The sequence below is a fragment of the Bradyrhizobium sp. BRP20 genome (assembly GCF_020194215.1).
GTDB lineage: Bacteria > Pseudomonadota > Alphaproteobacteria > Rhizobiales > Xanthobacteraceae > Bradyrhizobium > Bradyrhizobium yuanmingense.
Genome location: NZ_JADYVY010000023.1, coordinates 74,212 through 87,742 on the forward strand (window position 1 = coordinate 74,212; position 13,531 = coordinate 87,742).

The 13,531-nt window shown below is 62.5% G+C and carries 13 protein-coding genes; 7 read left to right on the plus strand and 6 right to left on the minus strand.

Features of this window, described 5'->3' with window-relative positions; genetic code table 11:
* Positions 1-7: 7 nt before the first annotated feature.
* From I6F33_RS33865 to I6F33_RS33885, 5 genes are all read left to right on the plus strand, one after another.
* Positions 8-1,720, plus strand: a complete 1,713-nt coding sequence (locus tag I6F33_RS33865; protein ID WP_225145409.1) for a DUF262 domain-containing protein — start codon at positions 8-10, stop codon at positions 1,718-1,720.
* Positions 1,721-1,797: 77 nt separating this feature from the next.
* Positions 1,798-2,508: a TIR domain-containing protein gene (locus I6F33_RS33870; RefSeq protein ID WP_225145410.1), complete on the plus strand. Its 711-nt coding sequence runs from the start codon at positions 1,798-1,800 to the stop codon at positions 2,506-2,508.
* Positions 2,509-2,908: 400 nt separating this feature from the next.
* The gene (locus tag I6F33_RS33875) at positions 2,909-4,027 is read left to right on the plus strand and encodes an FAD-dependent oxidoreductase (RefSeq protein ID WP_346657224.1); all 1,119 of its coding nucleotides are present in this window, start codon (positions 2,909-2,911) and stop codon (positions 4,025-4,027) included.
* A 430-nt stretch (positions 4,028-4,457) separates the two neighbouring features.
* Positions 4,458-5,318 carry a DMT family transporter gene (locus I6F33_RS33880; protein ID WP_225145412.1) on the plus strand — a complete coding sequence of 287 codons (861 nt, stop codon included), beginning with the start codon at positions 4,458-4,460 and terminating at the stop codon, positions 5,316-5,318.
* Between the two features lie 86 nt (positions 5,319-5,404).
* Positions 5,405-5,689, plus strand: a complete 285-nt coding sequence (locus I6F33_RS33885; RefSeq protein WP_109141799.1) for a hypothetical protein — start codon at positions 5,405-5,407, stop codon at positions 5,687-5,689.
* A gap of 3 nt (positions 5,690-5,692) precedes the next feature.
* Here the strand turns inward: I6F33_RS33885 and I6F33_RS33890 are convergent, their stop codons facing one another.
* Together I6F33_RS33890 and I6F33_RS33895 are read right to left on the minus strand one after the other, a co-directional pair.
* Positions 5,693-6,907, minus strand: coding sequence for an EAL domain-containing protein (locus I6F33_RS33890; protein ID WP_225145413.1), 1,215 nt, complete (start codon positions 6,905-6,907; stop codon positions 5,693-5,695).
* Between the two features lie 554 nt (positions 6,908-7,461).
* Complete coding sequence (locus I6F33_RS33895; RefSeq protein WP_225145414.1) at positions 7,462-8,625, minus strand: hypothetical protein; 1,164 nt, start codon at positions 8,623-8,625, stop codon at positions 7,462-7,464.
* Between the two features lie 335 nt (positions 8,626-8,960).
* Between I6F33_RS33895 and I6F33_RS33900 the strand changes: the two genes are divergently transcribed.
* The gene (locus I6F33_RS33900) at positions 8,961-9,590 is read left to right on the plus strand and encodes a LuxR C-terminal-related transcriptional regulator (protein ID WP_036024692.1); all 630 of its coding nucleotides are present in this window, start codon (positions 8,961-8,963) and stop codon (positions 9,588-9,590) included.
* A 69-nt stretch (positions 9,591-9,659) separates the two neighbouring features.
* Here the strand turns inward: I6F33_RS33900 and I6F33_RS33905 are convergent, their stop codons facing one another.
* The 4 genes from I6F33_RS33905 to I6F33_RS33920 all read right to left on the minus strand — a co-directional run bounded on the left by I6F33_RS33905 (position 9,660) and on the right by I6F33_RS33920 (position 12,184).
* Positions 9,660-9,908, minus strand: a complete 249-nt coding sequence (locus I6F33_RS33905; RefSeq protein ID WP_036024694.1) for a hypothetical protein — start codon at positions 9,906-9,908, stop codon at positions 9,660-9,662.
* A gap of 151 nt (positions 9,909-10,059) precedes the next feature.
* Positions 10,060-10,434, minus strand: coding sequence for an Hpt domain-containing protein (locus I6F33_RS33910; RefSeq protein WP_225145415.1), 375 nt, complete (start codon positions 10,432-10,434; stop codon positions 10,060-10,062).
* A gap of 154 nt (positions 10,435-10,588) precedes the next feature.
* Positions 10,589-11,287 (minus strand): Crp/Fnr family transcriptional regulator, encoded by a 699-nt coding sequence (locus tag I6F33_RS33915; protein WP_192893380.1) that lies wholly within the window; start codon positions 11,285-11,287, stop codon positions 10,589-10,591.
* Between the two features lie 186 nt (positions 11,288-11,473).
* Complete coding sequence (locus tag I6F33_RS33920) at positions 11,474-12,184, minus strand: Crp/Fnr family transcriptional regulator (protein ID WP_225145416.1); 711 nt, start codon at positions 12,182-12,184, stop codon at positions 11,474-11,476.
* Positions 12,185-12,579: 395 nt separating this feature from the next.
* Between I6F33_RS33920 and I6F33_RS33925 the strand changes: the two genes are divergently transcribed.
* Positions 12,580-13,002 carry a response regulator gene (locus tag I6F33_RS33925; protein ID WP_162131166.1) on the plus strand — a complete coding sequence of 141 codons (423 nt, stop codon included), beginning with the start codon at positions 12,580-12,582 and terminating at the stop codon, positions 13,000-13,002.
* Positions 13,003-13,531 lie beyond the last annotated feature (529 nt).

Below are 13,531 nucleotides of genomic sequence, written 5' to 3' on the forward strand. Positions count from 1 at the left end.
GGCGGAAATGAGCAGCGAGATCACTGAAGCCCCCGCAGCCGGCATCGGCAAATTGATAATGGACAATCGATTTGCTGTTCCGAATCACCAGCGCGACTACTCTTGGACCGAGGACGAAATCCAGCAGCTTTTCGACGACATCGAAGCTGCCATGGAAAAAGTAAACTCAGTCTACTTTCTCGGACTCATGGTTTTTTTGAACGCATCCGGCGGCAGACTTATAGTTTTGGATGGTCAGCAACGCATAGCTACCGCGGTGATCGTCTTTTCGGCCATTCGTAGCTGGCTTTCTCAATACACTGAACACCAGTCGGACGCTCAAAAGATTCAAGAGTGGTTCATCGGGCGCAGTGAGTTAGGCCAAAAGAATCCCGAGCCTCGCCTGACGATGAATTCTGCCAACGATAAGACCTTTAGCGATTACGTTATCAGGTCCGTTGCCGTTGCGGATATAGTCGCAGAGCTTCAGAAGCTGAAGAAAAGTGATCGAAATAGAAAGTTACTCGAAGCGGTCGTATTAGCGCACGAGCGAGTTGCGCAACTTGCAGCAACGAAGGGTGATTCGCAAAAGGCCGCTGAGTATCTGTTCAAGTTCGTCAACTTTATGCGTGACAAGGTCAGCGTGGTGAAGCTTTCGGTGGCGACTGAAGAAGCCGCCTATACTATCTTCGAAACACTCAATGACCGTGGCCTCGACTTGTCGCCCTTGGACTTGGTCAAGAACCACCTGTTTAGCAAGGCTGATGAGAAGTCGCCTGATGCTGTGCGTGACATGGAAGAGCGTTGGGCGCAAATGATGGTGACTCTTAATAGCGTGCGCCCCGACAATTTCTTGAAGGCTTTCTGGACAATGCGCCACGGACGCATCCGCAGCGTCGATCTTTTTAGTGCTTTCAAGAAGGAATACGCGACGCCGGACGCAGCAATCGACTTGTCTGTAGATATGCTCTCGGCGGCCGAGCAATATGCCGCGATTGACTCTGCCGACGATGCAGTGTGGTCTTCCTATTCGAACGATGCACGGCTAATCGTCCGTGGCTTGCGCATTCTAGGCAGCCAGCAAACGCACCCGGTTATACTGGCCGCTCTAAAGCGTTTCTCCAACAGCGAGATGACGGCGCTACTAAAATTGCTGGAGGTCGTAATTGTCCGTTATCTACTAATTGGCGGCGGGCACACGGGGCGTTTCGAGACAACTTGCGCAATATTGGCAAGAAGAATCCATGCAAAGGAGATCAAATCAGCTACTGCAGCGTTCCAAGAATTAAAGGACTTCTACCCATCTGATGACGATTTCAAGCAAGCCTTCCGCATCAAGCAAGAGCGGAGTAATCAAAAGCTACAGTATCTCTTACGCAGGCTTGAGGAACAGGCGATTTCGCAACAAGCCGGGAACATGGCTGAGCTTGTCCCCGGCGACCTCAGTGTCGAACACGTCCTCCCGAGAAATCCCGGCGCAAACTGGACGGCGTTGATTGAAGATGACGCGGGTATCGTTGAGGAATGTGTTTCCCGTATCGGCAATGTTTGTCTGCTTACAGATGGCGCCAATAATAAGCTAGGCACGAAATCATTCGACGAGAAGAAGAAGGTTTTTGCAGCCAGTAAGCTGATTACGACCGCTGCAATCGCCGGCCATTCGGAATGGGACAGAAAGAACATCGACCACCATCAGGCATATCTTGCGAAGCTTGCTGCTTCTGCGTGGAGGTTCGGTTAGTGCCTTTTCCGCGACCGGAAACTACATCCGAAGCCGCAATCAACTGATTGGGCGAACAACGTAATGCTGGGTGAATAATGGCCAGGAAGTTCTACGAAGGTATCGACGCCCTAAAAGCGCATATCGAGAATTTGCGCATCCGTGGAGCGTGGAGCGAAGCCAACGAGTGCCATCAATTCCGTTCGCAGCGCGGCGGTGTCCTGAGCTTCTGGCCGGGGACAAGCACTGTGAGTATTCAGGGGAAATCTCCCGGAAAGGAGGAACTCGACGCCGCCTTGGATCAGAGCCCCGGAGATCACGGCTTTGTTCCGGTTACGACGGTGGCGGAGCCGAGCAAGAAGGTGTTCGTTGTTTACGGTCACGATAAGCCCGCAAGGACCCAGCTTGATTCGATGTTGCGACGATGGGGATTGGAGCCAGTAATCCTTGATGAACTTCCCTCGAAGGGACAGACCATTATCGAAAAACTTGAGGACTATACCGAGGATGTTGGCTTCGGCGTCATCCTCGCAACCCCGGACGATCTCGGCTATCCGAAAGACCACGAGGACCAGAAAGCATTCAGGGCACGGCAGAATGTAGTCTTGGAACTGGGCATGCTTCTTGTGAAGCTTGGAAGGCCGCGGGTCGCTATTTTATTGGGCTCTCAAGTTGACATGGAGCGTCCTTCGGACATTCAGGGACTCATCTACATTCCGTTCAAGACGGACTTGCAGAAGGAAGCCGGACCCCTTCTCGCCAAGGAGATGGCTGAACAGGGATATGAAATTGACGTCAAGAGGCTCTGAGACTTGTGTTCGTTTGCGGACCATCCCGCGCAACAGGTAATTCGGTTGCGTTCGAGAGGTGGGCCAAAACCCGCCAATCAGACCTCCTGCAACAATGAAACTATGCTCCCGTTTTGCCCGACGGGTCAAATGACGAGAGACGTCGTTCGAAGTAAGCCGAGACCAGGATCAATTCTCATCTCCTCCACCCCAAATGGATTCATCATCCTCGCTCTCAGCGCCGCAACATGGCGATCATTGCACGTCACCAGCGTCAGATCGTGCGCCAACGCGGTTGCCGCGAGCAGGCCGTCGTGCCGCAATCGCCTCCCGTCGACCTTGCATGCCCGCGAAATCACGATGATGATCGCCGCGTCGTAGCATCGCTTGCGAGGCCTTCATGCGAAAATGCGAAGTTGCCGTGCTGGGTCTGGGGCTCATGGGCGGAGCAGCGCTGGGCGCATTGCTGGATGCCGGCGTCGATGCGCTCGGATTCGACCCTGTCGCAGCAGGTTCGGATCGAGGCTCGTCACATGGTTCATGTCGCATTTTCCGTCGCTTCAATTTCGAAAACCCCAACTACACCAGCCTGAGCGACGAGGCTCATGCCGGTTGGATCCGGCTGCAGAGCGAAAGCGGTCAAACAATTCTGACGGAGGCTCCTGTCTTGGAGGCCGGCCGCCCCGGCTCCGCCATGGTGGCGTCCTCGCGCGCGGCCGCGATCGCGAAAGGGCGCCCGGATCCCATGTTGACCGCGGCTCAAGCGAACAAGGAATTTCCGGCTTTCAACCTGCCCGACGACTGGGACGTCGTCGTGCAGGACGGTGGTGCGATCCTCCACACCGAGGTCGTCATGAAACTGATGCGCGCACGCGCCGGGAACCGCGTGATTGCGGAGCGCGCGAGCTTTTCGCCGCACCGGGACGGCCTGTCGATCCGCACTGATACCGAAGAGTTCTTCGCCGAGCGGGCGATTCTGGCGCTTGGCCCATGGCTCGGTCGCGCACTCCCGCGACTAGGCGCGCTGCTCAACGTGACCCGACAGGCGGTCGGCTGGTTCGCGCCTGCTAGCCCCGACACCGTGGCGCTCGGTCGTTTCCCGATCTTCATTCTGGACCGAGGTCCGAACGACACGGTCTACGGCTTTCCGGATTTCGAGGAGCGCGGCGTCAAAGCTGCGCCTCACAACCACGGGCCCGTGGTCGGCCCTGACGACTGGGGTCCGCACGCCACCGATGCTGAACTTCGCCCGATCGGCGAAGCGTTGGCCGCCATCGTCCCGGGTGCGGCCGGGCCCATCATCGATCGCGACGTCTGCCTCTACACCAACACCGCGCCCGCCGACCGCCGGCTAGACGCGGGCGAGGAATTCATCATCGATCGCTGGCCGGAGTCCCGCCTAATCGTCTGCTCCGCCTGTTCAGGCCATGGTGCGAAGTTCGCGCCCGCTATCGGGCAAAGGCTTGCTCGCCTTGCCACCGATCCGTCCTACCAGGCAGAATCCTTCTTTCAGCTTTCCCGCTATTCTCAATTCGCCTGAGCGGATGCTGGATGTTGCGGTGACAGTGCACGAAACGCACACCGTCCGGCGGCAGACGCCTTCACGAGACCCGGGCGAAAGCCCTGCCTGTCCGACCTCCTGCGATGATGCCACTATGCTCCTGTTTTGCCCGACGAAGCAAATGACAGGAGACGTCATTCGGAATGGGCGACAGCGCTCGCCGCCAATTGCCGTCAGCTCGCACGGGTGCGCCGGATAGCCGCGTCAAACCACGATCCCCCGACTTTTTGCCTCCCGAAACCCCGCCCGACCCGCACCTCATTCAGCCTCCCACCTAACCCATTGATCTTGCAACCCCCGTCTACTGTGCATGGGGTTGTTTTCGCACCTTTGTTGTTCCATGGCTGAACGCGAAGCGTTCAACCGTCATGGCACCCGGCCAGCCGCCCCCTACCCAAGCGAGACCAACATGCACTCTTCCGCCAGCGGCTGGGGCAACGGGCTTCTCGGCGTCATCATCTTCAGCGGCTCGCTGCCGGCGACGCGGGTGGCGGTCGGCGGCTTCTCGGCGCTGTTCCTGACGTCGGCGCGCGCCGTCATAGCGGCGCTGATCGGGGCGGCGGTGCTCGCCGTGCTGCGGCAGGCGCGGCCGCAGCGGGGTGATCTCGCCTCGCTCAGCATCGTCGCCGTCGGCGTCGTGGTCGGCTTTCCCCTGCTGACGGCGCTCGCGCTCCAGCACATCACCTCCGCGCGCTCCATCGTCTTCATCGGCCTGCTGCCGCTGTCGACCGCGATCTTCGGCGTGCTGCGCGGCGGCGAGCGACCGCGGCCGCTGTTCTGGCTGTTCGCGGGTCTCGGCAGCGCCACCGTGGCCGGCTTCGCCCTCACCGGTGACGGCGCGGCCTCGCTCAAAGGCGATCTCCTGATGGTCGCCGCGATCGTGCTGTGCGGCCTCGGCTATGCCGAGGGCGCCGCGCTGTCGCGCCGCCTCGGCGGCTGGCAGGTGATCTCCTGGGCGCTGCTGCTCGCGCTGCCCTTGATGCTGGTGCTCGCGGTGCTGACCTGGCCGCCGGTCTGGAGCGGCATCGGTGTGCCCGCCTGGATCGGGCTCGCCTACGTCTCGGTCTTCAGCATGTTCGTCGGCTTCATCTTCTGGTACCGCGGGCTCGCCATCGGCGGCATCGCCCGCGTCGGCCAGCTGCAGCAGCTGCAGCCGTTCTTCGGCCTTGCGCTCGCCGGCCTTCTGCTGGGCGAGCCGGTCGCAGCAAGCATGATCGCCGCGACGGCAATCGTGGTCGCCTGCGTCTTCTTCGCGCGGCGGTTTGCGTGAGGCGGCGACGCCAAACCTTGATCTAGATCAATGCCTGTCCCGGCGCGGTGCCTGCCTTTAATGCATGACAAGCGAGGGAGGACGTGATGCGACAGCGAACGAAATTGTGGTTAGCCGGCGCCGTTGTTGTCTGCGCAGCATTGGGCTCGGTGCAGTGGTCGGCCGAGGACGGTCTTTCACTCGCGATCCAGAGCGCGGAAGCCCGAGTCGGGCGGCCAGCGACGCCGGCGAGTGTCGCGGGCGTCGCACGTCGAACGACGCGTCGTGCCGTGGTCGGTGGCGCCGCCGTCGGTGCAGCAGCCGCAGGAGCTGCCGTCGTGGCGCCAGCCTGCGTCCGCGTGCTGGTCAACGGCGTCTGGGTCTGCCGCTAGGCCTCACGCCTGCCCCATCACCGTTCGCGTCAGCGCGGCCTTCGCGAACTTCTTCAGCGGCATCGGCTTGCCGAACAGAAAGCCCTGCACGACATCGAAGCCGATCTCGCTCGCTGCGATGAGGTCGGCGCGGCTCTCGACCCCTTGCGCCACCGCGCGCGCGCCGAAGGTCTGCGCCAGCTCGACGATGTGACGGCACACCGTGCGCTTCAGCCGATCGCCGCCGCTGCCGGTGACGAATTGCCGGTCGGCCTTCAGCTTGACGAAGGGAATCTTGTCCAGCTCCATCAGCTGCGGCCAGTTGGCGCCGAGATTGTCGATCGACAGCCCGATATTGTGCAGGCCGACCTCGCGCGCGACCTCGGCCAGGAGATCGAGCTCGCGGATCGCCTCCTCGCTGTCGATCTCGACCGTCAGTCCGCCGAAGGCCGGATGCGTCGGCACGCGGCGGCAGAGATCGCGCACCGCCTGCGGCTCCCTGAGATAGGAGGCGGGAAGATTGATCGACAGGTCGACCGGACTTTGTTGCTCCAGAAGATAGTGCCAGTCCTGCATGGCGCGATCGATCACGAACTCCGACAGCTCGCGAAAATGCGGATCGTGCGGCTCCGGGATGAAATAGGCCGGCGGCACCACGCCCCAGGTCGGATGCCGCATCCGCACCAAGGCCTCGGCGCCGTTGCGGACCAGCGTGCGCGCGTCGATCTTGGGCTGGTACCAGAGCTCGAGCCAGCCGGCATGCAAGGCCTCGCCGACATGCACGGCCGGGCTCGGCGCCGGCTCCTCCGGCAGCAGCATCGCAACGCGCTCGCGCAGCGTCTCCGCGGCGAAAGGCGTTGTCAGCGGCGGCAGCATCGCAAGGCCATATTCGTCGCCGACCTGCCGCACGGCTTTGACGATGATCGAATCGCGGGCGCCGACGGCGAGAACCTTGCCGGCGAATGCCTCGCGCACCAGGACTTCGAGGAATCGTCCCGGCTCGATGCCGTCGGCGGCGACGCCGAGCAGGATCAGGTCCGGCAATTCGCTCGCGAGCACCGTCTTCAGCTCGTCGGCGCTGGCACATTCGCAGGTGACGAAGCCGAGATCCTCGAGGATCTCGCTGAGGAACGCGCGCAAGTGACGCTTGCTGTCGGCCACGCAGGCGCGCGGCGTCACCTTTCGCCGTCCGAAGGTCACAGGCCTTCGTCCGACGAGTTCAATCATCCCATCGTTCATCGTACACCACTCCCGTTCCGTGACGGTTTCTTAAACGCGGAGCGTGGGTTCAAATAAGGAGAGCTTCACATCGTTCTTGAATTATCTGAGTAACGTTAAGCCCTGCAATTCGAGCTAATTTGTCGACGAAATCTTTGGGTGCACGCGCGCGGTTGTCCCGCGGCGGCGATGAAGCCGGCGCAACGTGAATCGGCGGCGGCTTTCACGCTTGCGTCTTCCCGCGATGCGCGCACCGCCGCCTTTCGCTCGTGACGGTTCTGCGACAACGGGTCCGTGCCGGCGGCCGAGAATGTGAAGCACATCACACGCGCGTTGCCGCCCTCGCGCTAAAAGCTCCCCCGAGCCGGTGGAGGGCTGTCGAGGACTACAGCTATGTCGATGCGGCGAATGATGTATTGGTGGTTCAGGTTCGTGCTGTCAGGGCGATTCATGGACCGCTTCCTGTGCCTGCCGCGCTAGCCGCGCGGCGCACGGTTTTTCGCGGCCGAACCGGGTCTAGAGCATGATCCGGAAAAGTGTGCAGCGGTTTTCCGGAAAGATCATGCTCAAACGCTTTAGGTTTGCCCGATCAATTTGCGGAACGCCGCCGCACCGTCCTGCATCGCGTCGCGTCCCTTCCAGGCCAGATAGCTCAGCTTGCCACTGAGCGTATCGTGGCTGCGCAGCCGCCGCGAGCCGAGAATGTGGCCGACATTGGCAGGGAAGCGGCTCACCTCTGCGGAGACCAGCGCCGCGATCGCGTCCATCAATTGCTGGAGGCGGACGCCCCATTCGCATTGCTCGATGCCGTCGATGCGGACCTTGAGCGCATATTCGGTGTCGTAGATGTCGGCGAGCAGGTCGCGGGCGATCAGCACCCGGTTGTGCCGGAGCGCGACGCGAAGCGCGAGACGCTTGTCGTCGAGCCGGTCGAGAACCATGTGGACGACGCAGGCATAGGGCGTGGCGGCGACGTCTGCGGCGGCCTTGCTCGCAGCGGCTCGGGTCGCAAGCCGCACCAATTGCCAGGACGTCCTCAGGCGTCGCGCCACCAGTGCCAGCGCGAAGGGCAGCGCCTGGGGATGGGCCTTCTTGAAGGCGTCGAGCTGCGCGGTGATCTGAGCGACCTGGCCGTCGTCGAACTTCGCGATCTTGTCGGGCAGCTTCGCGTTGAGCTTCGGCAGTGCATCGCCGGCGCGCAACACGTGCAGCATCTTCACGACGTCGTCGAAGGCGGTGCGCGAGGCCGTATATTGCCCGAGCTTGGCGCGCGCGGATTCGGCGCTCTCGGGCGAGGCGAGGGTGCTCTCGAGGACCTTGACGACCTTGATCTGGAAGGTCGAGGCGATCTTCTGGACCTCCTTCGGGTTGTTGGCCGCGACCTGGTCGCCGATCGCCTTGATGTAGTCGCGCGCCATGGTCGGCAGCAGGTCGCGGCAGATCCATTCCCAGATCGGGGTGAGGGTATTGCGCGAGATCCGCCCCATGTTGGCATGCTCGGGCGCGCCATCGATCAGCAGCAGCTCGAGCGGCGCGAAGAAATAGCGCGACGGGCTGGTGGCGCGCGCCTGGGTCGATCCGTCCTTGCGGAATTCGGCGCGCAAGCGGGCCTGGATGTCGGCCGAACCCGGCATGTCGATGCCGCACAGCTCGAGCCGTTCGAGCTCGCTGAGCAGACAGCTGCGCGACAGCGGCGTCAGCCTCTGCAGAAATTCCGATAGCCGGTCGATCTCGTCCATGGCACGCAATCTTTCGCAGCGTGGCCCGCGGGCTTGCGGGCCCAATGCGTGGAGGCATTTGCGCGCTCTCAACCTCCCTAGAGAAGCAAGTCGCCGTTAATTAATCCGTAAAATCCGGGGGGTGGATGTCGGAGCAAGGCGTTCGCCGAGGAGCTTTTCCCGTTCCCAGCCCAGCATTCGGCAGAAAACTCAACCGCTGCATGGTCGCGTGCGGCACCGCGCAAGCACAAATTGTGCCGAAGTCGTCATTTCAGCGTAAAACCGTCCAAATCACCGTAGTCATACGGAGCAAAAAGTTAATCACAGACCCGCCCCGGTTCCGCTAAACGAGTGACATGGGGTCACAGAATGATACGGCCACCGATTCGCGGCCGTCGGCATGGCACGAAAGCAGCGCTGCTTCAGCTGAAGAGCTCGATTTCGCCCGCCTGAGCGCCTTGCGTGCCAAGGCGGCCGACGAAATGGCGGCTGCCATCGCCCGCGAGCTCAATGGCCCCCTGACCGCGCTGCTGCTCTACATGGGCGAGATCAAGCACCACAGCGATCAGCTCGTCCCCGCGACCGGCGATCGCGCCTATTTGCAGCGGGTGGTGGAGAACGCGCTGGCCCAGACCGAGCGCGTTTGCGGCCTGGTCAAGCAGCTCGCCGGCCCGCCCAAGGGCGGCTCCAAGGGCGGCTTACCCAGCCCGTCCGAAGAAGCGGAATCGAAGGCCGTCCGCGTGCTGCAACCGCCGCGGTCGCCGAGCGCCGATCTGATCGGCCCGTCGGGCCAGAAGCGGCTGACCAGGCGCGAGCGCGAGGTGCTGAGGCTGATCAGCGAAGGCTACTCGAACAAGCAGGGTGCGCTTCGCATGCAGATCAGTCCGCGCACTTTCGAGAGCCATCGCGCCGAGGCGATGCGCAAGCTCGGTGCGCGCAACACCGCGGACCTCGTCCGTGCGGCGCTGCTGCATTCGATCGACTGAGGCCGGGCCCGTCGCCCGCCGTCGGGCGAGACCCGACGCCTATCTCGAAAGTTGGGAAATCCGTGGCGCTCAGAAATAGTCTTCGGCGAAGGGACGTGCGCGCGAGGTGGGACGCAGCGGCTTGATCTCTTCCTTCGGCGCGCTCGGAATGATCGTGATGGTCCAGCGGGGGGGCATGCTCGATTCCTGCTCCAGCACCGAGCGCACGAAGCCGGTCACGGTCGACTCGCCGGCCTTCACCGTCGCCATCCGGCCGTTGAACTGTGCGATCCGGAAGCGACGAACCTCCTTCTGGTCTGCGGTCTCGTAGGTGAACATGGAAAACCCTCCTGGTTTTCCGGGACTATCGCCAGCTATGATTAGCCATCTGTGAAAATCGCAAACCGTAGAAGTACGGCGGGAATGCACGCGCGAGTAGTCCGGAGCGTTTTCACGCGAAGCAGCGCGACGAGCGCGCATCCCAAGCCAGCTAGCCTTGCGGCTCCTGCGCATGCGCGGCGGCGTAGGCCGCATCCATCAGGTCCAGCAGCGCGCGGAATTCGGTCTCGCCGAGGCTTTCCGCGGTTTTCTCCAGCCGCAGCGCCAGCGCTGCGAGCCTGAGATAGCCGAACGTTCCGGCCGCGCTCTTCAACGAATGCGCTTCGCGCGTGATCCTGGCGTGGTGCTGCGCGGGCGAGAGCGTGCGGAACGATTGCAGGCGCGCGCAGGTCTCGCTCCAGAACACGTCGCGCACTTCGCCGGCACCGTCCTCGCCGATCTCGCGCACCAGCGCTTCGTACGCGCGCGGCTCGCGCGCGGGTTCGGCATCGATCGCGTTCGCAAGCCCGACGGTGACGTCAAACATGTCTTGCCTGCCCTGATCCCGGTTCGTGTCGCGCGGCACGCCGCCGCGCGAGGCATGTCGCGTGTGTACGGCCTTCGAATTTCAGTTCTGGTAGCAGGATGGCTGGTGTTTGCAGGCCGGCATTAGCCCGCGGTTTACCAAGCGACCGCGGCGTTCAGGGCGGGCCGAGCAGCCGGTCGTACTGGGCCTTCACGGCGGCGTAGCATTCGCACGCCGTCTGGCGCAGCCCGTCCAGGTTGGTGATCTGGATGTGTCCGCGGCTGTAGTGGATGAAATTGGCCTGCTGCAGGGAGTTGGCGACCAGCGACACGCTGTTGCGCCGGGCCCCGATCATCTGAGCCATGGTCTCCTGTGTCAGCAGCAGACGCGACTCGCCCGACATGTCATGCGTGTGCAGCAGGCAGCGCGACAGCCGCGACTCCACCGGATGAGCGGCGTTGCAGCCGGCGGTTTGCTGCACCTGGGCGTAGACCGCCAGCCCGTGACGCGCAAGCTGCGTACGCAGGGCGCTGCTCTGATCGGCGGCCATGCGCAGGCGGTCCAGATCCACCACCGAGGCGGCGCCGGGAACCAGCACGATGGCGGTGTTCAACGCACACGCATCACCCTCGATGGCGAGCGTTCCGAGCAGGCTGCCACGGCCGATCATGGCGACCTGCACATGCTCGCCTTTGGCCAGTTCAACCACCAGCGAGATGACGCCGCGGTGAGGAAAATAGGCGCGCATGAGCGTCTCGCCGGTCTCGACCAGCACCGCCCCGTGGGGCAGATCCACAGTTCGCAGGTGCGGGCGGATCAACTCATAATCGTCTGCCGACAGTGCGGACAGGAAACCGTTGGACGGACGCGCCATGCTTTCCAAAGCTGCCTCCTCCGTACCCTTGCACCTGGGAATCGCACGCCTGCACTCACGCGGTGCGCGGGTAAGTTCCATCATCCTCGCGGCGGGATATATTGGCAATTGAGACAAGTTGTCCGGCCCTGGCGATGCATCGACGCTGCGTGCACGTCGGAACACAGAGATCGCATCGTGCTCCCGTCACGCCACGATTCCCATCAGGCGCAGGTGATGGGCCTTCACCGCCGAATAGCAGCCGCAGGACGTCGCCAGCAGCGCCTTGGGATCGATGATCTCGATCTGGCCGCGGCTGTAGCGAATGATGCCGGCGCGCTGCAGCGCATGCGCGACCAGCGAGATCGCGTTGCGGCGGACGCCGATCATCTGCGCCAGCGCCTCCTGGGTCAGCGGCAGGATTTGGCCGTCGGACAGGTCGTGGGCGCGGAGCAGCCAACGCGCGAGCCGAGCCGCGACCGGATGCAGCGTATTGCAAAGCAGCGATTGCTGCACATACGCGAGCATGACCTGCTCGTGGCGGACCATCAGCTTGCGGAGGCGTGCGCTTGCGGTCGCGACCGCGCGGAAAACTCCGATTTCGATCACCGAAGCAGCTCCTGGGAACAGCACAACCGCGTCCATCGGCGAGATGCCGTCGGCAAGGGCCGCACCGGCCCCCACGACGCTGTCGCGGCCCAGCATCGCAATTTCGATCGTCTGTCCTTCGGACAGGCTCACCCTGATCGAAACGCATCCACCATGCGGGAGGTAGACATGTCTCGGTGCAGTGCCGATCTCGCCCACGACAGATTTGCTGACCATTTCAACCGGCGCGGGGTGCGGACGCAGCAGATCGAAATCCGCGGCATCGAGCAGTTGCAGCAGCTGGTTGGGCGGGCGGCCGCTCACGGTCATGCAGGTTAATCCGGCGGGTTCGATGGACGCTGGGCGCGGCGGCCTTCGTCACTCAGTTGCACGGCGCGCAAATACTAATCTAAAGGTTGTGGTGTCGTCCATATACCCGTTAGAGGGCAGACAGCCTGTCTCATTTGCGGCGGAATTAAGTAGCGCACGCTGATTCGTTGACGAGGCGGCCGTCCTGCAACGATTGCGCAGGGAAAAAGCGGCAAGGGGGCCTCAGGAGCCGGAAGGCATTGCAGTCGCGCTGGCCATCGGGCCGGCTCGCGTCGCCTCGACCGCGTCCGCAAAAATGTTAGTTTCATCTCTCATCGAAAGCAAAGGAGAAAGGCGTGCCCCACGGTTCGATTGTTGAATCGCCGGAACGGGAAGCTCAATCCGGGCGAGACGATCTGCGCCATATTCTCGTCGTCGACGATGACCCGATGGTGTGCATGGCCATCGAGGTTTACCTCCAGCGCAACAATTTTCGGGTGACGATCGCCGAGGGTGGTGAAGCCGGACTGCGCGCCCTCGAGCACAAGCAATTCGATCTGATGATCATCGACATCTTCATGCCGCACATGCGCGGGTTCGAATCGATCCGGATTTTCCACGACCGGGCTCCGGTCATTCCGCTGATCGCGATGTCCGGCTACGCCTTCGCGAATTTGGACTCGCCCGCGCCGGACTTCCTGCGGATGGCGCTGGAGCTCGGCGCCGCGCGCTGTCTGCGCAAGCCGTTCACGCCGCACGCGCTGCTCGCCGCCATCAACGATTGCCTGGCAGAGCCTCGCCCCCGCTCCGACATTGCCACGGCCGTGCAGCTCGGTTAGCGCGACACGAGCCGCTTTCCCCGCGGGGTAACGCTTCGTTTACCTCGAGCGTGGACCGCCTAGATCCGGCAACGCCCAAGCACTCGCGCGACGAGGGCGCGGCCGGCTTGCCTCGACCGCCTCTATCGTTCTTCACGAGCAGGACTTTCTCGCACGCCGCGTCGCGCGATTAGTGGCTCGTTCACCGCGCGGCTCCCGCCGTTGCGGCGCGGGGATGGTTTTGCCGAAAAGCGCTGCAACACGCGGCAGAACCGCAAACTTCTCTTCAAAATCCGTAGTAGCACGGAGGATGAAATTAACGGGACTGTGAAAGGGGATGTCTAACGATCCAAAATAGGGCGTCCGTCCGTGCCAAGGGTGGCTCGGACGTCGCGTTTGCGGCCCGGGTCAGTAAGGCGTAGCTCATGGATGATCTGTTGCGGGAGTTTCTGACGGAGACCAGCGAGAGCCTGGACACCGTGGACAATCAGCTGGTGAAGTTCGAGCAGGAGCCGAACAACGCCAAGATCCTGGATAACATCTTCCGCCT